Origin of the sequence: Selenomonas timonae (assembly GCF_014250475.1) — a bacterium.
Taxonomy (GTDB): domain Bacteria; phylum Bacillota; class Negativicutes; order Selenomonadales; family Selenomonadaceae; genus Centipeda; species Centipeda timonae.
In genome coordinates this window covers 1,945,859-1,969,466 of the sequence record NZ_CP060204.1, presented here as the reverse complement: position 1 = coordinate 1,969,466, position 23,608 = coordinate 1,945,859, and the positions used below count along the sequence as shown (strand labels likewise).

The 23,608-nt window shown below is 55.1% G+C and carries 21 protein-coding genes; 15 read left to right on the top strand and 6 right to left on the bottom strand.

The genetic code is table 11. The annotated features are described in order from the left end of the window. The first annotated feature begins 13 nt into the window (after positions 1-13). From rimO to H1B31_RS09410, 8 genes are all read left to right on the top strand, one after another. On the top strand, positions 14-1,342 hold the full coding sequence (rimO, locus tag H1B31_RS09445) for a 30S ribosomal protein S12 methylthiotransferase RimO (RefSeq protein ID WP_185980131.1): 1,329 nt from the start codon (positions 14-16) through the stop codon (positions 1,340-1,342). Then, a complete protein-coding gene (locus H1B31_RS09440; protein ID WP_009440094.1) occupies positions 1,342-1,833 on the top strand; it encodes a CinA family protein in 492 nt (163 codons plus the stop codon). The genes rimO and H1B31_RS09440 overlap by 1 nt, the downstream gene beginning before the upstream one ends. Further along, positions 1,830-2,477 (top strand): hypothetical protein, encoded by a 648-nt coding sequence (locus H1B31_RS09435; protein WP_185980130.1) that lies wholly within the window; start codon positions 1,830-1,832, stop codon positions 2,475-2,477. Before H1B31_RS09440 ends, H1B31_RS09435 begins: the two co-directional genes overlap by 4 nt. A 43-nt stretch (positions 2,478-2,520) precedes the next feature. Then, positions 2,521-3,723 carry a hypothetical protein gene (locus H1B31_RS09430; protein ID WP_185980129.1) on the top strand — a complete coding sequence of 401 codons (1,203 nt, stop codon included), beginning with the start codon at positions 2,521-2,523 and terminating at the stop codon, positions 3,721-3,723. Positions 3,724-3,757: 34 nt separating this feature from the next. Next, entirely contained in the window at positions 3,758-4,825 is a 1,068-nt protein-coding gene (locus tag H1B31_RS09425; protein ID WP_185980128.1) for a tartrate dehydrogenase, read from the top strand. Between the two features lie 237 nt (positions 4,826-5,062). Further along, positions 5,063-5,947 carry a UTP--glucose-1-phosphate uridylyltransferase GalU gene (gene galU, locus H1B31_RS09420; protein WP_185980127.1) on the top strand — a complete coding sequence of 295 codons (885 nt, stop codon included), beginning with the start codon at positions 5,063-5,065 and terminating at the stop codon, positions 5,945-5,947. Between the two features lie 10 nt (positions 5,948-5,957). Continuing rightward, positions 5,958-7,187: a DUF445 domain-containing protein gene (locus H1B31_RS09415; RefSeq protein WP_185980126.1), complete on the top strand. Its 1,230-nt coding sequence runs from the start codon at positions 5,958-5,960 to the stop codon at positions 7,185-7,187. Next, positions 7,184-8,473, top strand: a complete 1,290-nt coding sequence (locus H1B31_RS09410) for a DUF445 domain-containing protein (protein ID WP_185980125.1) — start codon at positions 7,184-7,186, stop codon at positions 8,471-8,473. The genes H1B31_RS09415 and H1B31_RS09410 overlap by 4 nt, the downstream gene beginning before the upstream one ends. Here the strand turns inward: H1B31_RS09410 and H1B31_RS09405 are convergent. From H1B31_RS09405 to fba, 6 genes are all read right to left on the bottom strand, one after another. Continuing rightward, positions 8,466-8,909 carry an RrF2 family transcriptional regulator gene (locus H1B31_RS09405; RefSeq protein WP_009440101.1) on the bottom strand — a complete coding sequence of 148 codons (444 nt, stop codon included), beginning with the start codon at positions 8,907-8,909 and terminating at the stop codon, positions 8,466-8,468. The genes H1B31_RS09410 and H1B31_RS09405 overlap by 8 nt on opposite strands. Positions 8,910-9,028: 119 nt before the next feature. After that, positions 9,029-9,421, bottom strand: coding sequence for a 30S ribosomal protein S9 (gene rpsI, locus H1B31_RS09400; protein ID WP_006691995.1), 393 nt, complete (start codon positions 9,419-9,421; stop codon positions 9,029-9,031). 26 nt (positions 9,422-9,447) lie between these two features. Next, positions 9,448-9,873 carry a 50S ribosomal protein L13 gene (gene rplM / locus H1B31_RS09395; RefSeq protein WP_009440103.1) on the bottom strand — a complete coding sequence of 142 codons (426 nt, stop codon included), beginning with the start codon at positions 9,871-9,873 and terminating at the stop codon, positions 9,448-9,450. Positions 9,874-10,018: 145 nt separating this feature from the next. Continuing rightward, positions 10,019-11,260 carry an aminotransferase class I/II-fold pyridoxal phosphate-dependent enzyme gene (locus H1B31_RS09390; protein ID WP_185980124.1) on the bottom strand — a complete coding sequence of 414 codons (1,242 nt, stop codon included), beginning with the start codon at positions 11,258-11,260 and terminating at the stop codon, positions 10,019-10,021. A 155-nt stretch (positions 11,261-11,415) separates the two neighbouring features. Next, a complete protein-coding gene (locus H1B31_RS09385; RefSeq protein ID WP_185980123.1) occupies positions 11,416-12,645 on the bottom strand; it encodes an aspartate kinase in 1,230 nt (409 codons plus the stop codon). Between the two features lie 193 nt (positions 12,646-12,838). Next, complete coding sequence (fba, locus tag H1B31_RS09380; RefSeq protein WP_185980122.1) at positions 12,839-13,831, bottom strand: class II fructose-1,6-bisphosphate aldolase; 993 nt, start codon at positions 13,829-13,831, stop codon at positions 12,839-12,841. A gap of 143 nt (positions 13,832-13,974) precedes the next feature. Here fba and smc point away from each other — a divergent pair, with 143 nt between their 5' ends. From smc to H1B31_RS09345, 7 genes are read left to right on the top strand one after another with little or no spacing between them, the layout of a single operon-like run. Beyond that, the gene (smc, locus tag H1B31_RS09375; RefSeq protein WP_185981277.1) at positions 13,975-17,535 is read left to right on the top strand and encodes a chromosome segregation protein SMC; all 3,561 of its coding nucleotides are present in this window, start codon (positions 13,975-13,977) and stop codon (positions 17,533-17,535) included. A gap of 19 nt (positions 17,536-17,554) precedes the next feature. Next, a complete protein-coding gene (gene ftsY / locus H1B31_RS09370) occupies positions 17,555-18,490 on the top strand; it encodes a signal recognition particle-docking protein FtsY (RefSeq protein ID WP_221933439.1) in 936 nt (311 codons plus the stop codon). Positions 18,491-18,524: 34 nt separating this feature from the next. Then, positions 18,525-19,070 carry an NUDIX domain-containing protein gene (locus tag H1B31_RS09365; RefSeq protein WP_185980120.1) on the top strand — a complete coding sequence of 182 codons (546 nt, stop codon included), beginning with the start codon at positions 18,525-18,527 and terminating at the stop codon, positions 19,068-19,070. 16 nt (positions 19,071-19,086) lie between these two features. Beyond that, positions 19,087-19,716, top strand: coding sequence for a site-2 protease family protein (locus tag H1B31_RS09360; RefSeq protein WP_009440110.1), 630 nt, complete (start codon positions 19,087-19,089; stop codon positions 19,714-19,716). Between the two features lie 8 nt (positions 19,717-19,724). Beyond that, positions 19,725-20,453: a segregation and condensation protein A gene (locus H1B31_RS09355; protein ID WP_185980119.1), complete on the top strand. Its 729-nt coding sequence runs from the start codon at positions 19,725-19,727 to the stop codon at positions 20,451-20,453. Beyond that, entirely contained in the window at positions 20,440-21,099 is a 660-nt protein-coding gene (gene scpB, locus H1B31_RS09350) for an SMC-Scp complex subunit ScpB (protein WP_009440113.1), read from the top strand. Before H1B31_RS09355 ends, scpB begins: the two co-directional genes overlap by 14 nt. A gap of 5 nt (positions 21,100-21,104) precedes the next feature. Continuing rightward, on the top strand, positions 21,105-23,603 hold the full coding sequence (locus H1B31_RS09345) for a U32 family peptidase (protein ID WP_185980118.1): 2,499 nt from the start codon (positions 21,105-21,107) through the stop codon (positions 23,601-23,603). The last annotated feature ends 5 nt before the right edge of the window (positions 23,604-23,608 follow it).

Sequence of the window (23,608 nt, the reverse complement as noted above, 5' to 3'; positions counted from 1 at the left end):
GGAGAGTTTATCAGTGAAAGCAGGTTTTATCAGTCTCGGTTGTGCAAAGAATCTCGTTGATACGGAGGTCATGCTCGGCATCATGCAGGAGCACGGGATTGAGATCACCAATGAGCCTGCGGAGGCGGATATCCTGATCGTCAACACCTGCGCCTTCATCCAGTCCGCGAAGGAAGAATCCATCACAACCGTGCTTGGCATGGCGGACTATAAGGAGACGGGGCGCTGTCGGAGCCTGATTGTTGCAGGATGCCTCGGGCAGCGCTATGGACAGCAGTTGCTCGATGAGATCCCAGAGGCGAACGCCATCATTGGGACAGGGGCATGGGGGCGTATCATGGAGGTCATCCAAGAGACGCTGAAGGGGCGGCGTCTTCTGATCTCAGGCAAGGACGAGACCATCTATGATGCCAAGACGCCGCGTCTGCGCACGACCCCCCAATATACCGCCTATGTCAAGATCGCCGAGGGCTGCGATCATCGCTGTGCGTTCTGTGCGATTCCACTCATTCGTGGCAGCTTTCGCAGCAGGGAGATGGAGGATATTCTCTCAGAGGCACGTGGACTCGCAGAGAGTGGCGTGCGTGAGATCGTCCTGATCGCGCAGGACAGCGCAAACTATGGTCTCGATCGCTATCGAAAGCCGATGCTTCCTGCACTTTTGCGGGAGCTGGCGAAGATTGAGAAAATTGCATGGATTCGCGTGCTCTACAGCTATCCAAAGTACTTCACGGATGAGCTCATTGAAGTGTTTGCAAGCGAGCCCAAGGTTGTAAAATACGTCGACCTCCCTCTGCAGCACGCACATAATGCATTGCTGCGTTCAATGAATCGCCCCGATACTCGTGAGGGCGTAGAGAAGCTGATTAAAAAGCTGCGTGAGCGCATCCCCGGCGTTGCAATCCGCTCGACGTTCATTGTCGGATTCCCCGGAGAGACGGACACGCACTATCAAGCACTCCGCTCCTTTGTGGAGGAGCAGCGCTTTGATAAGGTGGGAATCTTTACCTACTCCGAGGAGGAGGATACGCCTGCAGCCACGATGGCGCAGAAGGTCTCCGAGGAGGTCATGCAGGAGCGTTATCATGACCTCATGAGCCTGCAGAGCAAGATCTCCGAAGAGATCAATATCGGCCTTGAAGATCAGGAGATAGATGTTCTGATCGAAGGGCGCGATGCGGAGCAGCAGGCGGTCGCTGTCGGACGCTCTTATCGGGAGGCACCCGAGGTGGATGGTCAAATCTACATCGAGGGGGATGCCGAGAGCCAAGTTGGTGAGATTGTCCGCGTCCGTCTGCTGCAGGGATTTACCTACGATATTGTGGGTGAGAGGGTGCATTGATGGAGTCTGCATATGAAATGCTCTCTGATAAGTTGGGGAGGGATCTATACGCGCGCGGACTTACGATTGCCTGTGCTGAGTCCTGTACCGGAGGACTCCTCACGAGTACGCTGACGGATATTCCAGGCAGCTCCTACTACGTCATGGGCAGCGTCGTTTCCTACTCAAATGATGTGAAGTCGCGTGTTCTTGGTGTTTCCGAGGAGACTCTTTCACAATACGGTGCTGTCTCTGAGGAGACGGCACGGGAGATGGCGGAGGGGGTGCGACAGCTCATGCAGACTGATATTGGCGTCGGCATTACGGGCATTGCAGGCCCCGACGGCGGATCGGAGGAAAAGCCGGTCGGTCTAGTTTATATTGCCATAGCCGATCGAATGCATACAATTGTCGCAAAAAACAATTTCTCCGGAACACGGCTAGAGAATAAGCGTGCAGCTGTCGAAAAAGCACTTTCTATGATACACGATCTGATAAGGAGTTTCCTATGATAAAGAGATACCGAAAAATAGCCGCAGCCATTGGTGCCATGGTAGTTCTCTCTGCTGTACCTCATGCCTTTGCGGAAGAGACGGTGCAGGCTGTTCAAGAGAGCGCAGGCGAGACCGCGCCTTCCGAACTGCCCTATGCATATGAGAGTAGATCATACGGCTATCGCATTATGTGCCCCAAACAACCTGCTTTCGTTATCCCCTCAGTCGAGCTTGATGGGCACGAAGGTGAGGTTTTGATTTTCGAGAACGAGGATTACTATATCAAACACGCGTGGGTTATTCACATGAATGCATTCCCGGAGGACGGCGTCCCTAACCTTAATGCGATCAGCCCGGAGGAGTCGGTAGAGCTTCTCAAGGGGATTATGGGCAGCAACGGATATGAAGGGATTATGCTCATCAATCTGACAGAGGATAACAAGGCGATCTTTGCAACGACTGCCAAGGAGATCGAGATTGATGAGGATGGCGATGGCACACCGGATGCAACGGCAAAGGCGGACAGCCAGATGGCGGTGCTCTTCTTCCGCGGTGCAAACGGTATGCGTTATGGACTCGAGCTCATCGACAATCCGGAGCTGCGTGCCTCCTCCGTCTCTGCCTTTTTGGCGGGCGCACGTACGATGCAGGCACTGCAGTAAGCAGTTGCTTTCATAGAGTGAGAGAATTGAAGGAGAAATATCAATGAAGATGTCATCGAAGAGAACAATGCTCACCGCTGCGGTGCTTCTTACGCTCTCATCGGGTACGGCATATGCTGCTACACCGGGTACTGTGGATTCGCAGGAACTATTTCACGCCAATCGATTGGTGACAGATCCTGCACAAAAGCCTGCGGTCGAGGAGACCGCGGCTCCGAATCGCTATGAAGCATCCATATCGGCGCAGAAGAAAGAATCGGTGACTGCCGCGATGGCACCGCCTGTGGCAAAAGCGGCATCCCAGCCGGCACGCCTTCGTTGGGACAGCGTAGATGCACGTCTTGCCGCACGAAATGGGGATCCGTCCTTCAGCCTTTCCGCACAAAAGGCGAAGCCTGTCATCATTACGGCGGAGGACATCAAACGCGAGGAGAAGCTGGCGGCAAAAGAAGGGCGCCCTGTGCAGGAGCTGGTTGGGGACGTGAATATGAATCGTCCGACGCCGCCGCCAAAGCCGAAAAGACTGCTTGTCCCAAGCAGTGAGCGACCTGTGATGAATCCCCACGCAGCAGATGCATCCGTGCCTCTGCAGACGAATGTGCCGCCTGCATCGGGGCAGCATGCGATGCGGCAAGACTCTGCCGCCGTACAGCCGATTGCGCCGCCTCCCGTCATGGAGCGGCAGGCAGAAAAGACAGGGCAGAATGTCTCTGTATTGCCGACAAGCCCCCCTGTCTCTGCGTCCGAGGCAGAACAGCGTCCCGAGCGTCAGCGCTATCCACAGCTTCCTCATAGGGAATTCTCTCTGACACCTCCCGCCGAGAACGGGGCTGCAGCGAAACAGCCGGAGCGCTTCGAGGCTCTGGACAGTACAAATGCACAGCGTCCTGCCGTCGCCCCCGTAAAGGATCACACACCTGCCGTGGAGCACTCTGTGCGTCCCGATGGGATTCCGGAGCTGGCACCAAGACAGATTCCTCAGAACTCGGAGGAAGATCTCGCGGGTATTTCGGATGAGGTACGCCGCCACATCCTTGCAGGTCAGCTTGCGATGGAGGTTCAGCTGCAGCGGGATCCGAGCGTTGCGGGAATGCGGGCGATTACGAAGGTGCTGCGTGAGAATACAACGCTGACGCGGCTTCAGAAGATCGACTTCCTCATTGGTTTCGGACGTGCACTGCATCAGAGTGGGCTGCCGCGCCAGCAGGAAGCTCTGCTGATCAAGACGATTGCGGACGCGTTCTAATCAATTTTATGGAAATTGATCGGGAGGGAAATCCATGAAGTACTTTGATATCGCAGTCATTGCGGGGGATGGCATAGGCCCCGAGGTCATTGCTGAAGGGAAGAAGGTATTTTCCGGCATCGCTCAGATGGATGGGGGATTCTCCGTTTCCTTTGAGGATTTCCCGTGGGGCTGTGAATACTATCTGAAGACGGGAGAAATGATGCCGGAGGATGGTCTGGATCGCCTCAAGGATTTTGATGCCATCTATCTTGGAGCCGTTGGCTACCCCGGGGTACCGGATCACATATCCCTAGGGGATCTCCTACTTCGGATTCGCCGTGGATTCGATGAATACATCAACCTTCGTCCCGTACGTCTCCTGAAGGGAGCTCCGTGTCCGCTTGCCGATGTCTCAGCGGATGACATTAATATGATTGTTGTGCGCGAGAACAGCGAGGGGGAGTATGCGAATGTTGGCGCACACCTCTACACGGGAACGGAGCGTGAGGTGGCACTGCAGACGAGCGTCTTCTCACGTCATGGCTGCGAACGTGTCATACGTTATGCCTACGAGCTTGCACGTCGTGAAAAACGCTCGCTTACCTCGATCTCCAAGGGGAATGCACTCCGTTACTCCATGGTGTTCTGGGATGAAATTTTCGCGGAGATTGGCAAAGAGTATCCCGATGTTGAGATACACAGTCTTCTTGTCGATGCGGCGAGTATGTTCTTTGTCAAAGATCCGGGGCGCTTCGAGATTGTCGTGACAAGCAATCTCTTTGGCGACATCCTGACGGATCTCGGTGCGGCGATTGCAGGCGGCATGGGACTCGCAGCTGGTGCGAATCTCAATCCCGAACGGAAGTATCCGTCGATGTTCGAGCCGATCCACGGAAGTGCGCCGGATATTGCGGGACAGGGGATTGCAAACCCACTGGCATCCATATGGTCGGTCAGTCAGATGTTGGAATTCCTTGGAGAGCCAGTATGGGCAGAGCGTCTGCTCACTGCGATTGAGACACTGCTCGTGGAGCGAAGGACATTGACGCCCGACCTTGGCGGGCATGCCAAGACCGCGGAGATCGGCGACGCCGTCCTTGAGATATTAAGGAATCGTTGATAAAATGAAGTCTGTCAGATTGGCGTAGATTTTTTCGTCCGAACTAGGAGGCAAACCTGACGCATAGCGAGGGCTATGTGGAGGATTTGCCGATGAAGTGCGGGTAAAAAAGATGGGCTAAGATGGCGGTGCTGAATTTATTAGTGCTTTCTTAAAACCCTAATTGAAAATTTGCATGAAAAGCGCGGGGAGCTGTGCGCCTCGCGCTCTATTTACATAATGAATGGAGCAGATAAGATGAAAGAGAAACAGCGCATACGCAAAGCCGTTATTCCCGCCGCAGGCTACGGAACGCGGTTCCTCCCTGCGACGAAGGCAACGCCGAAGGAAATGCTGCCCATTGTAGACAAGCCGACCATCCAGTACATTGTGGAGGAGGCACTCGCGAGCGGTATCGAGGACATCCTCATCATCAGTGGTCATGGAAAGCGTGCCATCGAGGATCACTTCGACTCCGCGCCTGCACTCGAGCACGAGCTGGCGCGCAAGGGAAAAGATGATCTGTTGAACCTCGTTCGCGAGACCACCGATGTGAACGTTCACTATGTACGGCAGAAATATATGCGCGGATTGGGCGACGCCATCCTCTGCGCGCGTAGTTTTGTTGGGCATGAGCCTTTTGCTGTCCTGCTCGGTGATGATGTTGTCTACCATCCCGAGCGTTCGGCTCTGGGACAGCTGATTGATGTATATGAGGAGACCTGCGGCTCTGTTCTGGGCTGTCAGGTGGTTTCGGATGAGCAGGTCTCATCATATGGTATTGTTGCGGGGGAGACTTTGGAGAATCCGCGCCTCATGCGCGTTTCCGACATGGTGGAGAAACCGTCTTTGGAGGAGGCGCCAAGCCGCATGGCTGTGCTTGGGCGCTATATCATCAGCCCGGAGATATTTTCTATTCTCGGCGAAACGAAGCCGGGCAAGGGCGGGGAGATCCAGCTGACGGATGCGCTCAAGGTGCTGGCGCAGCGAGAAGCCGTCTATGCCTACGATTTCAAAGGGAAGCGCTACGATCTCGGAGATAAGCTGGGGTTTTTGCAGGCGACCGTTGAATTTGCACTGCGCCGCGAAGATCTCGGTGCGGATTTTAAGTCTTATCTGCAAGATCTCGTAAAGACACTGTGAGGCGATTGGTTTGCAGAAGGAAAATCAGGCAAATCTTGCGCTTGCGCTGAGTGTCATCGGTGCCATCGGGACGGCAGGGCAGGGAGGCTCGCTCGCACTGACAACCATTCATCACGGATTTCTGGCGGCGACGATCGGCGGACTGGCGGATTGGTTTGCGGTCAAGGCAATCTTCGGGCGCCCGCTCGGCATCTCCCATCGGACGGATATCCTTCGGCGCAACCGCGTCCGCATCATGGAGTCCCTCGTGTGCTTCTCTGCCGATGATCTGCTCAGCAAAGAGAATATCATGGATGTTGTTGAGCGCGAGAAAATCGGGGCGCTCCTCGTAGAGTATTTGCAGCATCGCGGTGGACGTGAGCGCCTCGTCGAGGCTGCAGTGGACATTCTCCGCCATGTTTCCTCGGATGTGGACAGTCGCAGCATCGCAAAGGAACTGACTCCATACGTGATTCAGGCACTCCATGCACTTCCTTTGGAGGAGAGCTTTGCAGAGCTCCTTGACGTGCTGACAGAAGAGCCCCATGCAGATCGCATTTTCAATATGCTGATCCGCATGGGGCTGCGGCTCGTGCGGACGCAGGTCTTTCAGGATATGCTCCATGAGAACATCGCATCCATACGCACGGAATATGAACGCGATGGGATGATACGTGCCTTTGTCCTGTCCTTTTTCGACGATGCAATGATTGCGGAGTGGCTGACCGTACGCTTGGAGGAGATTCTGACCTGTGCAACGGCGTTGGATGACCGCCGCCATCGGGATGGAGTTCAGGCACTGGTCTCCTTTGTGACCGGGCTGCGCGCGAATCCGAAGCTGTATGAGGAGCTTCATCGGTACAAGATTCACGTGATCGAGCAGCTCGAGATTGAGACCATTCTCACCGACTTTATCGAACATCGCATGAAAGGGAATCATCCCTTCTGGATTCCATATGTCAAGGAGCTCCTCAATGAAAAAATAGACATCTTTGTCCATTCGGAGGCGTGGCAGCATCGTGCAGATCGCTGGATGAAGGATCTCGCTGCCGGAGAGGTGGAAAAGCATCACGCGATGATTGCGGACTTTGTGCGGGAGTATCTGAATCAGAAGTCGGATGATGAGCTCATCACCTTCGTCGAAGGGAAGGTGCATACTGATCTGCAGATGATCCGCGTGAACGGCGCCATCGTCGGTGCATTCGTCGGTATGGGGCTGTCGCTCATTGTGACATTTGCAGAAAGGATGTGGGGACTGTGACGCGCACATGGAACAAGGCCGATACGGCTCTTTTGGGCTCCTTTCTGTTCTTTCTGCTCTCCCTCGGCCTGCATCTGCATTTCCCGCAGACGCTTTGGACGGAGGGGCTGCTCATGGTCAGTGAGGCGGCTCTGGTCGGCGGCGTTGCAGACTGGTTTGCCGTCACGGCGCTCTTTCGCAAGCCCCTCGGATTTCCGTATCACACGGCAATCCTGCCGCGCAGGCGGGACAGCTTCATCCATGCAATCGTTGTCATGGTGCAGAAGGAGTTCTTCTCGCGGCGCAAGATTTTCCGCCACATCGAAAAGATTCATCTGCTCCCGATGCTGCAGGAATTTCTGCATAAAAAAGAAACCGAGGAGCAGCTGACAGGAACAGTCATGCATTTTATCCGCGCCTCATTTCTACGGAAGAACAATAAGAAAGCGATTGCCTATTTATCGGAGCGCTTCAAGGCTTTGATTCTGCGTGAAGATCCGTCGGAGTCGATGCGCCGATTTGATACGCTGTCTGCAGAGAATGGATGGGATCGGCAGGCGCTCTCACGGATCGCGCAGCTTCTTGCACGAGAGGTATCTGCGGAGGAAACGCGTCATTCGATTCGGGAGACATTGGCAGAGCTCGAGCGCGAGAAGATCGGCGATGGCTTCTTATCACGTCTGCTTGAGGTGACGAATACGGTCAACCTCGACGAGGGAGCAGAGCTGATCCAGCGACATACCTGCAATGTTCTGGAGGAGCTTGGGCGAGATGGCTCACCCCTGCAGAAAAATGCCGTGGCACTTCTCCACGATTGCATATCAGACCTGCGTCAGGATGATGAACTGTTGCACCTTGCCCGCGAACTGCAGGAGCGACTGGCACAGGAGCTTCCGATTGACGAAACGCTCGCGCGACTCTTTCAGGGGATGCGCAGGCACTTTCAGATGGATTTGAATCGGGCGGTCGATCCAATCGAGGAGCATATGCCCGCCTTTTACACACAACTGCAGAACATCCTTCACCTCGAATATCAGCACATGCTCTTCCTCGTGGAGGAGCGGACGGAGCTGCAGAAGATCATCGCCAAGGTACTCTATGATCTCTTGGCGCGCTCTGCGCTCCACGCGCAGACCCTCGTTGGTGTCATTGTCAATAACGTGTTGTCCCGTCTCACAGACGATGAGCTCAATCATCTCATCTACGACAAGGTGGAGGAGGATCTTCTTTGGATTCGCGTCAACGGCTCTCTCGTGGGTGGATGTATCGGACTTTTGCTCTTTGTCTGCATGAACATTCTCAGATAAAGTACATGAGGTTTTCGCTGCTCTCCTCGTGGTTCAGAGCGGTAAGGAGTTCCTCCAATGTGATCGCGTTCAGTGTCTCGTATATGCTCTTATCCAACACATCGAAGACATTGCGCGAGAGAACATGATTCAGCTGATCCATTTTCTCAGAAGCCAATCCGGTCTTTTCGATGAGAGAGATTTCGATGGAGGAGAGAACGTCGTATGCCGTGATCTCGCGCGGATGACGCGAGAGCTGATAGCCGCCCTGAGAGCCTTTGATTGAGTTGACGAGCTTGCTGCGCTTGAGCAGGGAAAAGACCTGCTCAAGGTAGATCTTTGAGATACCCAGATGATCCGATATACTGATGATCGTGATGGGGGAGGACGCATCGTAGTTGCGTGCGAGAAATACCATGGCCGCGATTCCGTAGCGACCTTTTGCAGAGATTTTCATGAACTCACTTCTTTCAGTAAAACATAGTTTTTATAGCAATATAATATGTTAAAACTGAGAAAATGTCAAATAAAAATCCCTTCTTCGCTGAAGAAGGGATTTTGTATTGCAATGCGATATTAGCGCTTCGAGAACTGGGACGCCTTACGTGCCTTCTTGAGACCGTACTTGCGGCGCTCCTTCTCACGCGGGTCACGCGTGACGAAGCCTGCCTTCTTGAGGGCAGGGCGCAGCTCTGCATCCATCTCGATGAGTGCGCGCGTGATGCCGTGACGGATTGCACCGGCCTGACCGGATGCACCGCCGCCGGATACATTGGCAATGACATCGTATTTATCAACCGTTTCGGTCAGGTTGAGCGGCTGACGAACAATCAGCTCGAGCGTCTTGAGACCGAAGTATTCCGCCATCTCACGACCGTTGATCGTAACCTTGCCGTCGCCGGGGACGAGGCGGACGCGTGCGACTGAGGTCTTGCGGCGACCTGTGCCGTAGTAAGTGACTTGTGCCATCGAACAGATTCCTCCTTTTATGAAACTCAGCGAATATCAAACGCCAGCGGTTCAGGCTTCTGTGCTGCGTGGGGATGCTCCGGGCCAACGTAGACATTGAGCTTACGGAAGATCTGAGCGCCGAGGCTGTTCTTCGGCAGCATACCCTTGACAGCGTGCTCGATGACACGGGTCGGGAAGCGGCGGAGCATATCGCCGGCGGTCGTAAAGGTCGTGCCGCCCTGATAGCCGGAATGACGGAAGTAGGTCTTGTCCGTCAGCTTCTTTCCCGTGAACTTCACTTTCTCAGCATTGATAACAATGACGTAATCGCCAGTATCGACGTGCGGCGTATAGATGGGCTTATTCTTGCCGCGTAGAATTTTCGCGATCTCTGCTGCAAGACGTCCGACCGTCTGGTTCTCGGCGTCTACAACATACCACTTGCGTTCAATATCGGCGGCTTTTGCCATAACCGTGGTTTTCACGTAATTCCCCCCTAGAGAGTAAGAGCATTCAATGATTATGAGTTGATGCAATATCCACTCATGTCTCCGGGGCTAATGGCTACATGAAAAATATCACACGTCGCTATTCTATGAGATTTTGAGCGGAATGTCAAGGCATTTTATCCATTGCGCGCTTGACTTTTTCTGCAATCCCGTGCATTTTTGTGCTTGGGACGGAGCACGCTGCAATGCGCACGCCCATTTTGAGCGGTACGGCAAAGATCAGATCCTCGTGGAGCAGATCGCAGACTGCCTGCGGATCTGCTGCCGGGATGGCGAGGAAGAAGCCGCCCTTGTAGGGGAGGGCGGGGAGACCGCATGCCGCTGCCTCTTTCATGAAGATGTCGCCACGTTCCTGGACGAGACGATAGAGGGCATCGCGCTCCGCCTCGTAGGAGGCATAAGCGGCCGCATCCTGCTGAATGCGCGTCAGGAGGGTCATTGCGCCGCGGTTGATGTTTGACCATGTGGCGCGTGCCGCATATTTGCTGATCTCGCCGAACTCATCGATGACCGCTTTACTCGCAGAGAGTGCAATGAGAGCGCCGCAGCGCTGTCCGTAGAACGTATACGCCTTGGACATGGAGAAGGCAAAAAGCGTCAGGATATTTTCAGGTAGATTGGCGAATTTCTGCATGAAGGCGCGCGTTTCATGCTTTTCTCCTGCAAAGTCGATGTAGGCAATGTCGACGAGCAGTTGTACCTTCTTGCCCGCGGCTGCGTGCTTCTTCACGCAGTCGAGTACATGAGCCCAGTCCTCCGAGGAGAGGCTGTAGCCCGTCGGGTTGTGTGCCGGTGTGTTGAGGATGATGAGGAGGCTGTCCTGCTTCTTGAAGAGGGCATCGACCGCTGTGGAAAATGCCGCATGGTTGAAATTGTTTGCCGCGTCAAAGAGCTGGAAATTCGTCACGGAGCAGCCGAGCTCCTGACAGATGACATTGTACGTCCCCCAGAACCAGTCCGAGGTGAGTACCTGATCGCCCTTTTCCACATAGTTGTCTACGGCTGTGCGTAGCGCACCTGTTCCGCCTGCAGTGGCAATCGCAGCGAGGTAGCCGTCCGGGCGATTGCCTGCAAACGTGATGTCGATTGCCGCCTCCAGATACTCCGGAAGTCCCGAGATCGGTGCATAGGCAATATAGTCCTCAATGGGCAGCGAGCGAAAGACGCGCTCGACAGTGGGGAGGTGGGCGAGTTTGCCCTCGTCATCCATGACTGCGCCGATTGTTGCATTCGTCACACGTTCCGCACCATGCTCTGCGATTGCAGCGCGGCACGCTGCATTGGCACCGAAAATCGCGTCCTTCAGTATCCTCGAAGCCGCGTGGGATGCCGCCATCTGAATTGCCATTGTAATACGCTCTCCTTTTCGTTTTGAAAGCACGGACATCATGAAGTCCGCCAAGCGGCAGATCTTCATTCATCCGTGCTTTCTTTGGATTCATTATGATGATATCGTTTTGTTCCGCCCCTGTCCACCGAAGGGGCGGGTGTATACAAGTATTCTTAGCCTTCGGGGAAGAACTCGTCGTGAATGCGGTTGACTGCATCCTTTACACTGCCACCCTTGATGAGGCAGGAAATGCTGATCTCAGACGTGCTGATGATCTCGATGTTGATGTCGGCACGCGAGAGTGCGCCGAACATACGTGAGGCAATCCCAGGATTGCCGAGCATGCCCGCACCGACGATGGAGATCTTTGCCACATCGTTGTCAATGGCAACCGCAGAAGCCTTGATCTCAGCCGAGATCCCCTCGACCACCTGACGCGCCTCCTCGGCATCAATCGTGGCGACGGTGAAGACCATATCCGTCATATTCGACTCTGCGCTGCGAATGCTCTGAACGATCATGTCCACGTCAATGTTTGCCTCTGCAAGCGCGGAGAAAATCTTGTGCGCGACACCGGGGACATTGGAGACACCGAGTACGGTGATCTTCGAGACATGCTCGTCATGGGTAACGCCGCGAATGATAAAGGACTTTTCTTCCACTGTATATTCCTCCCTAATGATGGTTCCCGGTTCCGAAGTAAAGGTTGAGCGGACGTGGATGGGGATGCCGTAGAGCTGCCCCATCTCCACGGAGCGCGGCTGCATGACGCCGGCGCCGAGGCGTGCCATCTCGAGCATCTCGTTGTAGGTGATCTCGCGCATGCGGCGTGCGCCCTTTGCAATGCGCGGGTCGGCAGAGTAAATGCCGTCAACATCCGTGTAGATCTCGCAGGCATCTGCGCCGATTGCGCCTGCAATTGCGACCGCAGATGTATCCGAGCCGCCGCGTCCGAGGGTTACGGGATTGCCCTTTTCATCCGTTCCCTGAAATCCTGCGATCACGACGATATTGCCCTTGTCAAGCTCTTCGTGGACGCGCTCCGGATGAAGTCCGAGGATGCGTCCCTTCGTGTGGGCGCTGTCGGTTTTCATGCCTGCCATCGCGCCCGTGAGGGAGACCGCAGGATGACCCATCGATCGAAATGCCATAGCGAGAAGTGCAATAGACACCTGCTCGCCTGTTGTCATGAGCATATCCATCTCGCGGGCGTACTGATAGGGGCTCGGTGCAACCTCTCCGGCAAGGGCAATGAGGTCGTCCGTCGTGTCGCCCATTGCCGATACCACCATGACAATGCGGTCGTCGGGGGCTTTCTCGCTCAGAATCCGCTTTGCTACATTCTTGATCTTTTCAGGCGTCGCAACGGAGCTTCCGCCAAATTTCTTTACAATAAGTGCCATATAATGTCCCCCTATGGATTGATATGATTCCCATAACGGTGAATGCTGAACGCATTATACAATGAAAATGAAGCACTGTCCAGCTAGCAGAATGTGAATGGGGAGGATACGGAGATAAAAATATGACCTTATTCCATGCTGGACACGAAATAAGGTCATATTGCATGCACTCCGTTATGCGAACGGGGCGATATTACTTGTTGAGGAGCGCCTGGATTTCAGGAGCCTTGCCGTCAGAGCCGAGCACCTCTTTGATCTTGTGGGTGACGAGCTCCTTGATGTAGCTGCGGCCGTCGGTCAGATACTGACGCGGGTCGAAGTGGGACGGCTCCTTCTTGAAGTGCTCGCGGATGCCAGCTGTCATTGCAAGACGGAGGTCGGAGTCGATGTTGATCTTGCAGACGGAGGACTTTGCCGCGCGGCGCAACTGATCCTCGGGAATGCCGACTGCATCCGGCATATGTCCGCCGTTCTCGTTGATGATCTTCACATACTTCGGAATGACGGAGGAAGCGCCGTGCAGCACGATGGGGAAGCCCGGAATGCGCTTCTCGATTTCCTCGAGGATGTCGAAGCGGAGCGGCGGCGGTACGAGGACACCGTCTGCATTGCGCGTGCACTGCTCCGGCGTGAACTTGAACGCGCCGTGCGAGGTGCCGATTGCAATCGCGAGGGAGTCAACGCCCGTCTTTTCGACGAAGTCCTGAACCTCCTCGGGCTTCGTATAGGATGCATCCTCTGCAGAGACGTTGACATCGTCCTCAATGCCGGCGAGCTGTCCGAGCTCTGCCTCAACGGCGACGCCATGTGCGTGCGCATACTCTGCGACGCGCTTTGCAAGAGCGACGTTCTCATCGTACGGCAGATGCGAGCCGTCGATCATGACGGAGGTGAAGCCGCCGTCGATGCAGGACTTGCAGATATCGAAGTCTGCGCCGTGGTCGAGGTGCAGAGCAATGGGAATATCGTTGATTTCGAGTGCAGCTTTGACAAGATGGACAAGGTACTCATGGCGCGCATACTTGCGTGCGCCTGCGGAGACCTGCAGGATCAGAGGGGACTTGAGCTCTCCCGCAGCATCCGTAATGCCCTGAACGATCTCCATGTTGTTGACGTTGAAAGCACCGATGGCGTAGCCGCCCTCATAGGCTTTCTTAAACATTTCCTTGGTTCCGACAAGTGGCATGTGATTACCCCCTATTAAAGCTAAAAATATCCCACGAACGATTTTATTATAGCATAGTTTATTTACGGAAGATACCGTTTTTTGAAATTTCCCATCCGTTCTGTTATAATGGGTAAACTAATGGGGAAAGGCTGGTGCGTTGCGTGCAGCTAAAGCGCTTGGAAGCGTACGGATTCAAGTCATTCGCAGAGCGGATTGTTGTGCAGTTCGATCAGGGGATTACCGCCGTAGTGGGGCCGAATGGCAGTGGCAAAAGCAATATCACGGACGCTGTTCGCTGGGTGCTCGGCGAGCAGAATATTCGCATGCTGCGCGGCCTGCGCTCCGAGGACATCATCTTTGCCGGCTCTGCCGCGCGTCGTGCGCTGAGTGTGGCAGAGGTTGTGCTTGTCTTTAACAATACGGACAAGATGCTGCCGATTGACTATGACGAGGTCGTTGTCAAGCGCCGCCTGTACCGCAACGGCGACAGCGAGGTGTATCTCAATGATTCTCGCTGCCGCATCAAGGACATCTACCAGCTCTTTGCGGATACGGGCATCGGCCATGACGGCATGAGCATCATCGGACAGAACCGATTGAACGATATCCTCGACAGTCGCCCCGAGGATCGCCGCGTATTCTTTGAGGAAACTGCGGGCATCACGAAGTATCGCACGCGCAAGCAGGAGGCTCTGCGCAAGCTGCGTGAAAATGAGGGCGACCTCGTACGTCTGGATGATATCATGTACGCGCATGCGGCAGAGCTTGAGCCGCTCGCCGTGCAGTCGGAAAAGACCATGAAGTTCCGCAGTCTCGATGCCGAGCGGCGCCAGTATCAGATGACGGCGCTCGTACAGCAGCACGGGCGTCTCATGCAGGAACAGGATGCTTTGGATCAGACGCTGCGCACACATCGTGATGAAGAGGCGCGCGAAATGCGTGCGCGTATGGATGCAGAGGGGAAAAAGAACGCGCTTGAGGCTGACATCAGCGCCATCGACCACCGTATGCAAGCCGAGGAGCAGGTGGGGCGCAGTGTGCAGGAGAAGCTGGACACACTCCGACAGGAGGCGGCGCTCATCAAGGGGCGGCAGGATCAGGGGAAGAAGCGCGAAGAGGATATCGAGCGCATGCGTGTATCTGCGTCTGCCAAGATTGACGCGACCGATCAGGAAATCGTCCAGATCCAAGCACAGTTAGAACGCAAACGCGCTGAGATTGCGGAAAAAAATTCGCAGCAGACGGCGGCTCAGGTTGCGTCCGAGCGGCTAGATGAGATCATTGCGGGCGAGGAGCAGCACATGGCGCAGGAGGAGCACTCCTGTCATGCCGTACAGCGGGTACTGGCTCGTCTGCGGGAGGAGCTTGCCGTCGCTCGGAATGCGGCACATACGGAGGAGGAGAACAGGCAGCAAGAGGAGGAGCGTACACGGCGTCAGGATCTCCTTGCGGCGGCGCAGGGCGAACTCGCGCACATCAATCACGCCATCGACCTCTCTGAGAAGAAGATGCAGCAGTTCTCTCAGGAAGGAGATCAGCTTCATACAGAGATTGGAGACCTTCGTCGTACGATTGATCGTGATGAGGCGCAGCTGCGGCAGTCGGATGCGGAGCTCCTGCGCATACGGCAGAGCCTTGATTTTCAGCGGCGCATGCAGGACAGCTATGAAGGCTTCGGGCGGGATGTGCAGATTGTCCTGCAGGCACAGGAGGGCTGGCGCAAAAATGTCTCCGGAACGGTCGCCGACCTCATCCGCATCCCTGAGCGCTATCTCACGGCAATCGACGTAGCGCTCGGCGGGAGCGTGCGCAATATCGTCACGGAGGATACAGATACAGCAAAGGCTGCCATCTCCTATTTGAAGCGCAAAAATGGCGGACGTGTCACATTCCTGCCGCTGACGACGATCACGGTGCGCCAACCGCGTGCAGTCGACCTGCGGAGGTGTCACGGGGTAATCGGCTGGGCGAATACACTCGTGCAGGCGGAGGGGAGATTTCAGAAGGTCACCGAGCATCTGCTTGCACAGACGCTCGTGATGGAGAATTTGGATGATGCCCTGATTGTTGCAAAACAGGAGGGGTATCGCCTACGCATCGTAACACTGACGGGCGAACTGTTGAATCCCGGCGGCTCACTGTCAGGCGGCGGACGGCGCAAGCAGTCGTCCGCACTGCTGAATCGGCGTGCGGAGATCGAGACGTTGAGCGACACTCTGCGCGCGCAGGAGGAAGCCCATAGGGAAATGCGCGTCTCGTTGGAGCAGAAGAAACAGGAGCTCAAGGAGACGAGCAATCGTTATACAGAGAATCGGACGGCAGCAGATCGGCTCTCACAGGAGCTCGTGGATGAGCGCGGGAAACGCCGTGTGTTAGAGGAGCGCATCGCAGATCAGATGGCGACGCTGCAGGAGATGGAGCGGGCGGAGGATGCGCGTCTGGCGCGCGGAGCGCAGCTCGCTGCGAGACGCACGCGGATTGAGCGCCATATTGCCGTATGCACAGATCACGAGGTGCGCTTTACCGAGGCGATCGCGCAGCTGAATGAACGCTGCGAAGAGCTGCGCGACGCGCGCAGGGAGCAGCACGAGCACCTGCATACACTGGATGTTGCAGTCGCTGCGCTCTCCGCAGAGATCGAGACGGGAGAGCGCAATCGCAAATCGCGCGAACTCGAACATGCGGAGGCGCACCGTTCACTGAACGCAGTCATGGATCAGGCGACGCAGCTTGCGGATGAACTGCGAGTCGATGATCAGCGGCTCTCGGAACTCGAGGGCAATATTGAGCACCAGGATACCGCGTTCCAAGAACATGAAAAGCGCAGCGCCGTACTCAAGGATCAGCGACTGGCACATGAGGCGGAGAGCCGTGTCCTTGACGCTGCCGTCAAGAGCGCCGTTTCGCGCATAGAAGCCATCCGCACAAAGCAGCATGACTGTGATAAGCAGTTGGAGCGCATTCATATACGCATGGAGGACTGCCATACGCGTCTCCTGTCCGACTTTGGACTGACGCCGGAGGCGGCGGCAGCAGGTATTCTGGACGTGGACGAGGCATCGTTGGAGAAGCGTCTGCGCGCATTGGAGAATGACATTCAGGCGCTCGGCTCTGTGAACCCGAATGCTGTCGAGGAGTATGCGGAGAAGAAGGCTCGTTACGAGGAGGAAGAGGCACAGATTGCCGACCTGAGAGCCGCAAAGCAGGACATCGAGCAGATTATCCAGAAGATCGATCAGGATATGACGCGCACATTTCGCGATGCGTTCCATCAGATTCAGGAATATTTTAATGAAATATTCGTGCGTCTCTTTGGCGGCGGCATTGCGGAATTGCGTCTGACGGACAAAGAGGATATACTAAGCAGTGGCGTTGAGATCCTCGTAACCCTGCCCGACAAGAAACGGCAGAACCTCTCCGCGCTCTCGGGCGGAGAGCGTGCACTCACCGTCATTGCTCTGCTCTTTTCCTTCCTGCGCTATCGTCCCTCGCCGTTCTCCATTCTGGATGAGATTGACGCACCGCTCGATGAGGCGAATGTCTCGCGTTTCGGTGAATTCCTGCAGGAGTTTGCAAAGAACACGCAGTTTATCGTCGTCACGCACCGAAAGGGAACCATGCGTGCGGCGGATACCATGTATGGCGTTACGGTAGAGGATGCCGGCGTATCAAAGGTGCTGTCCATACGCCTGAAGGATTATGAAGCGGAGCAGTCCGTCTGAAAAGCAGAAAGGAGCTATTGTGGGATTCTTTGATCGACTGAAAAAAGGTCTGACGAAGACGCGGGAGAACTTCACGCATAATATTGAACGCCTCATCATCGGATATGCCGATATTGACGATGAGCTGATCGACGATCTCGAGGAGACGCTGCTGATGGCGGATGTCGGCGTTAAGACGACGGAGACGCTCATTGCAGCAGTGCGTAGGGGGATCAAGCAGAAGGAAATACGCACGCCCGAGGATCTGATCCCCTTTTTGGAAAAGGAGATCGTACAGATCCTGGAATCAGGAGAGAATACATTCCATATGGCGGAGCAGGGGACGACGGTGCTGCTCGTTGTTGGAACGAATGGCGTCGGTAAGACGACGACCATCGGGAAGCTGAGCGCCTACTACCGCAGACAAGGGAAATCGGTGCTGCTCGCGGCAGCGGACACCTTCCGCGCCGCCGCCATCGATCAGCTCGAGATCTGGGGCAAGCGTGCGGACGCACAGGTGATAAAGCACGGCGAAGGATCGGATCCTGCTGCTGTTGTCTTTGATGCTATGCAGGCGGCAAAGGCGCGCAATATTGACATTGTCATTGTCGATACGGCGGGGAGGCTTCAGACAAAGTCCAACCTCATGCAGGAACTCGAGAAAATCTATCGTGTGATCGGACGTGAGATCCCGGGGGCACCGCATGAGACGCTGCTCGTACTCGACGCCGGCACGGGGCAGAACGCGATTAGTCAGGCAGAGCTCTTCACGCAGGCTGCACCTGTTTCCGGCGTCGTGCTTACGAAACTCGACGGAACGGCAAAGGGCGGCGTAACAATCGGCATCAAGTCCCAGCTGTCCATCCCGATCAAGTGGATCGGTGTCGGCGAAGGGATGGACGATCTGCGCCCCTTCCATGCGGAGGATTTTGTGAGCGCACTGTTTGTCAAGCGTGCGGATGAGACGGAAGAATAACGCAGGTGGTATGTGGATGAAAGGGGGATCCGCCATGTATGAGGATCTTATAGAAACAAAGTGCAGCGGTGAGCATATCTTTGACGGCACGTTGCTCCATGTACGCCGTGATATGGTGCGTCTGCCGAACGGGAAGGAGTCCGTACGCGAGTGGATTCACCACCCCGGCGCGGCGGCGGTGCTCCCCGTGCTGCCGAACGGCAATGTGATTCTGGTGCGGCAGTTTCGCTATCCCATCGGGAAGGTCACGCTCGAGGTGCCCGCAGGAAAGCTTGATATGGAGGGGGAGGATCCCCTGCACTGTGCACGCCGCGAGCTGTCGGAGGAGACAGGCTATACGGCAGAGCAGTATGAGAAGCTGACGACCATTGCAACAACGGTGGGCTTTTCCAACGAATACATTCATCTCTATCTTGCGCGTAAACTCTCAGTCGGCGAGCAGCATACGGATGATGATGAGTTTGTTAATGTCGTTCAAATGCCGTTTACCGAGGCTCTTTCAATGGTGAAGACGGGGGAGATCATCGACTCCAAGACCATCATTTCCTTGTTGATGGCAGAAGAACGCCTAAGCATCTGACGAGTGGGAGAAATATATGTTCGGATTTAACTTTGAAGAGATGTTGCTCGGAATCCCCGGGCTCATCATTGCCATGACCTTTCACGAGTATGCGCATGCGCGAGCTGCTGTCTCACTCGGAGACTTCACACCGCGCCTGATGGGACGCCTGACACTCGACCCGCGCGCGCATATCGATCCCATTGGCCTCATCATGCTCTTTCTCGTCCGTTTTGGATGGGCAAAGCCTGTCATGGTGAATCCAAGCAATTTTCGTCAGCCGCGTCGGGATGATATTCTAGTGTCTGTTGCCGGGCCTGCGATGAATCTGCTGCTTGGATTTATTGCCTTCTATATGATCCTCTTCATTCGCTCGCATAATATCGATGTTTCACCGATTACATACGGGATCATACAGATGATCTTTGTCTACAACGTCAACTTTGCAATCTTCAATATGCTTCCGATTCCGCCGCTGGACGGCTCGCATATTGTGCGCAACCTTCTGCCGCCGGATCTCGCCTATCGCTATCAGGCAATTGAGCGCTACAGTCTGCTCATTATGATTGTGTTCATTGCAACACCTCTGCTGAGTGTTGTCCTCATGCCGCTGTTTCGGCTGGTATACGGCGTATACAGTGCGATCGGCAGTGCGCTCTTGTTCTAGGACTGTCTATGGCGGCAGATTATCTTGTCAAATTGGATGCGTTTGAGGGACCGATGGATCTGCTCATGCATCTGATCGAAAAGAATAAAATTGATCTCTATGACATCCCTATTGCGGATTTGACGCGTCAATATCTGGACCACATCGATACGTTGTATCAATTTGATATTGAATATGCAAGCGAATTTCTCGTGATGGCGGCGACGCTCCTGCGGATCAAATCGCGTATGCTGCTGCCGAAGAGCGATGCAGCGGAAGATCAGGAGGAAGATCCGCGCATGGAGCTTGTGGAGCGGCTGCTTGAATATCGTCGGTTCAAGGAGGTCTCGTCCATACTATTCTTCCTGAACGATGCCCAGAGCCCGTATGTGGAGCGCGCGCCGATGCCGCTCCCCGCACATCGGCTGCCGATTATGGGGCTTTCAGCAGAGGCTCTTATGCGCATCTTTGCGGATGTGCAACGCGTACGAGAAGAGCCTGTGATTCCCGCCGTTGTTGTATCGGCAGAGGAATATCGCGTGCAGGACAAGATGACGGATATTCTCGAGCTGCTCAGGCACAGGAACGGCAGAATCAAATTGAATGAGGCGTTTCCAACGGGAACGCGCGAGGAGCTTCTGTCCGCCTTTTTGGCACTTTTGGAACTTGCAAAAATGCAGATGGTCTATATCTCCCAGGAACATCTCTACTATGAAATCGTCATTTCGGCAAAGGAGGGGAGCCGTGCAGTCTCTTAATCGGGCGGGCATATTGGAAGCCGTTCTGTTCGCTGCTGGAATTCCGCTCTCCGTACCGAAACTCGCTGAAATCATTGAGACACCCGAGTGGGAAGTGCAGGAAACACTAACCGAGCTGGAACATATCCTTTCGGAGCGCGGGAGCGGCATCTTTCTGCGAAGATCGGCAGGTGGCTATCAGCTCGTGACACATCCAAACGCCTTTCCGTGGGTGAAGAAGCTGTCCGAAAAGGTGCAGCCGACACTCTCGTCTTCGGCAATGGAGACGCTTTCCATCATTGCGTATAAGCAGCCGATCACAAAGCAGGAAGTGGAGCATATCCGTGGGGTGCGCGCTGAGCGTTCCATTGGACGGCTGCTCGAACTCGAGCTGATCTGTGAAATGGGGCGCAAGCAGGTGATCGGGCGTCCGATTCTCTACGGAACGACGGATTTGTTCCTGCGCGCATTCGGGCTCGAGCAGATTGCGGATCTTCCTGAACTCCCGGAGATGGACGATGTCAAGGATACGCTGGACGATGACCAGCTGCGCCTCTTCGAGGAAATGCGCGCTGCAGCAGATGTCATCGAGCATGAAGACGGGGACGACGATGGCGGGACGGATGGAGAGAATGTCTCTGTGTTCTCACACGATGCAAAGGATTGAAGTCATTGGTTGAATTACTCGCTCCTGCGGGAACGAAGGAAGCATTTCTCGCTGCCGTAGAAAACGGAGCAAATGCAGTTTATCTTGCTGGAAAGATGTTCGGCGCACGCGCCTATGCCTCCAATTTTGATGAGGATGAGATGGCGGAGGTCATTCGGCACGCACATCTCAAAAATGTGCAGGTACATGTTGCTGTCAATACGATTGTCGACAGTGATGAACTTCCGCGGTTAAAAGAATATCTCGCCTTTCTCTACGATGTGGGCGCAGATGCTGTGCTATTGCAGGATCTCGGTGCTGTACGCGTCGCGAAGGAGGTCGTTCCGCAGCTTCCGCTGCATGCGAGTACCCAGATGACGGTACATAATCTCGCTGGTGTTCGGGCGCTGGAGGAACTTGGATTTTCGCGTGTCGTACTGGCGCGCGAGCTTTCCATTGCAGAGATTCGCCACATCTGCGCAGAGAGCCGCGCTGAGATTGAGTCGTTCGTGCATGGCGCGCTCTGCGTCTGCTACTCGGGGCAATGTCTGATGAGCAGCATGATCGGCGGCCGCAGCGGCAATCGCGGGCGCTGTGCGCAGCCTTGTCGTCTGCCCTATACATTGGTCGATGCCCATGGAAAGGATGTACTTGGGGAGTCGGCAGGGAACTTCCTTCTCTCGCCGCGCGATCTGAATACGATCGAACTCATCCCTGAGCTGCTTGATGCGGGCATTGATTCGCTGAAAATCGAGGGACGCATGAAGCGCCCCGAGTATGTCGCAACGATTGTGCATACCTATCGCAAGGCGATCGACCATTATCTCCATCGCGAGAGTGCCCCCGTTGACGCAGAGGATCTCGATCATCTGGCGCAGGTGTTCAATCGTGACTTTACAACGGCGTATATGGAAAAACGCCAAGGCAAATATATGATGAGCGATCGACGGCCGAACAACCGCGGCCTCCTGATCGGGCGCGTTTCTGCGTATGACCGTAGTTCGCACCGTGTCACGGTGAAGCTGTCCAGAAAACTCGCCATCGGAGATCAGGTGGATTTTTGGGTGAAGGTCGGCGGCCGTGTCAGCGCTGAGATCGAGCATTTATACAATGCACAGGGAAAAGAGTGCAGTGAAGCCGCCGCGGGAGATACAGTGTCATTCGTCATCTGTGGCAAGGTGCATATGAATGACCGTGTATTCAAGGTCTATGATGCGAACCTCATGGATGCGGCAAGACATTCCTATGATGTTGCGCACAGCGAAAAAATCCCGCTTCGTGCCGTTCTTCACGCAAGACTCGGAGAAAAGCTGCGCCTCCACATTGAGGATGATGCGGGGAACGCTGTGGACAGCGAGAGTGACTATGTTGTCGCGCGGGCGAACAACCGCCCGCTCACCATCGAGACTGTGCAGAAACAGATGGGACGACTCGGAACAACACTGTTTTCTCTTGCGGAACTGTCCTGTGAGATGGACGATGCTGTGATGGTGCCCGTCAGCGAACTGAATAATCTGCGCCGCTCTGCCATTGCCTCACTTGAGGAGCTTCGCATACATCGTTTTCAGCAAAAGCGAAGCGATACCGTGCGGATTGCCGCGAAAAATAGTGCAATGCCGGTAAGACACAAAACAGAGCTGCCAGCTCCCGCCGCGCTGATGGCTGCGGTCGATGATCTGGCGGCGATGAAGGCGGCTGTCGCCGCTGGTGCGGACGGCATTCTCTACGGAGGCGAATCTCTCCGCGGTATTTCATTGCATCCGAAGGACTATGAAGCTGCATGGGACTATGCACAGGAATGCGGCGTGCGGATCGACTACAACACGCCCCGCATTGTGCGCGGGGACGAGCAGGCGGCTCTGATCCGTCTCTTTGAGTGCTTTGGAGAGAAATTGCCGTCGGCGCTGCACGTCCATCACATCGGTACGGCATTCCTTGCACGCGAGCGCGTTCACGTTACGCTCCATGCGGATTATTCGATGATCTCCTATAACCCGTCTGCACTGGATTTTCTCTATTCATATGGATTCGGCGAAGCAACGCTCTCGCCCGAACTCAACGGCAGACAGATGGAGCGCCTTGTAAAGGCAAGTCCCATGCCCCTCACGGCTCTTGTCAGCGGACGTCTCCCGCTTATGATTTCGGAGTACTGCGTCCTGGGCAGTTTTCTTGGGAATCTCGATACGGGGAAATGCTCGATGCCCTGCCGCAGACAGGACTTTTACCTCCGTGACCGCAAGGGCGTGGATTTCCCCGTGATGACCGATCAATTTTGCCGTATGCACATCTTGAACAGCAAGCAATTATCCCTGCTGCCCTATGTGCATCAGTTTCTCCATATGGGCGTGGCAACGCTGCGGATTGAGGGGCGCGGGATGCCGGTCAATGAGCTGGCGGGCATTATTCGGATGTATCGGGCTGCAATGCGGCACAAAGGCCCGCTCAGGGAAGAAGATGAGCAGTATCTGCGTATGCAGGAGGGCAATGATATTACACGCGGTCACTATTTCCGCGGAATCTTATAAGAGGT

What these genes read in the sequence shown, in the direction of transcription:
- H1B31_RS09440 (WP_009440094.1), top strand. Translation starts at nt 1,342, where the DNA reads ATGGAGTCTGCATATGAAATGCTCTCTGATAAGTTGGGGAGGGATCTA.
- H1B31_RS09435 (WP_185980130.1), top strand. Translation starts at nt 1,830, where the DNA reads ATGATAAAGAGATACCGAAAAATAGCCGCAGCCATTGGTGCCATGGTA.
- H1B31_RS09430 (WP_185980129.1), top strand. Translation starts at nt 2,521, where the DNA reads ATGAAGATGTCATCGAAGAGAACAATGCTCACCGCTGCGGTGCTTCTT.
- H1B31_RS09425 (WP_185980128.1), top strand. Translation starts at nt 3,758, where the DNA reads ATGAAGTACTTTGATATCGCAGTCATTGCGGGGGATGGCATAGGCCCC.
- galU (WP_185980127.1), top strand. Translation starts at nt 5,063, where the DNA reads ATGAAAGAGAAACAGCGCATACGCAAAGCCGTTATTCCCGCCGCAGGC.
- H1B31_RS09405 (WP_009440101.1), bottom strand. Translation starts at nt 8,909, where the DNA reads ATGAAAATCTCTGCAAAAGGTCGCTACGGAATCGCGGCCATGGTATTT.
- rpsI (WP_006691995.1), bottom strand. Translation starts at nt 9,421, where the DNA reads ATGGCACAAGTCACTTACTACGGCACAGGTCGCCGCAAGACCTCAGTC.
- rplM (WP_009440103.1), bottom strand. Translation starts at nt 9,873, where the DNA reads ATGGCAAAAGCCGCCGATATTGAACGCAAGTGGTATGTTGTAGACGCC.
- H1B31_RS09390 (WP_185980124.1), bottom strand. Translation starts at nt 11,260, where the DNA reads ATGGCAATTCAGATGGCGGCATCCCACGCGGCTTCGAGGATACTGAAG.
- H1B31_RS09385 (WP_185980123.1), bottom strand. Translation starts at nt 12,645, where the DNA reads ATGGCACTTATTGTAAAGAAATTTGGCGGAAGCTCCGTTGCGACGCCT.
- fba (WP_185980122.1), bottom strand. Translation starts at nt 13,831, where the DNA reads ATGCCACTTGTCGGAACCAAGGAAATGTTTAAGAAAGCCTATGAGGGC.
- H1B31_RS09365 (WP_185980120.1), top strand. Translation starts at nt 18,525, where the DNA reads ATGTATGAGGATCTTATAGAAACAAAGTGCAGCGGTGAGCATATCTTT.
- H1B31_RS09360 (WP_009440110.1), top strand. Translation starts at nt 19,087, where the DNA reads ATGTTCGGATTTAACTTTGAAGAGATGTTGCTCGGAATCCCCGGGCTC.
- H1B31_RS09355 (WP_185980119.1), top strand. Translation starts at nt 19,725, where the DNA reads ATGGCGGCAGATTATCTTGTCAAATTGGATGCGTTTGAGGGACCGATG.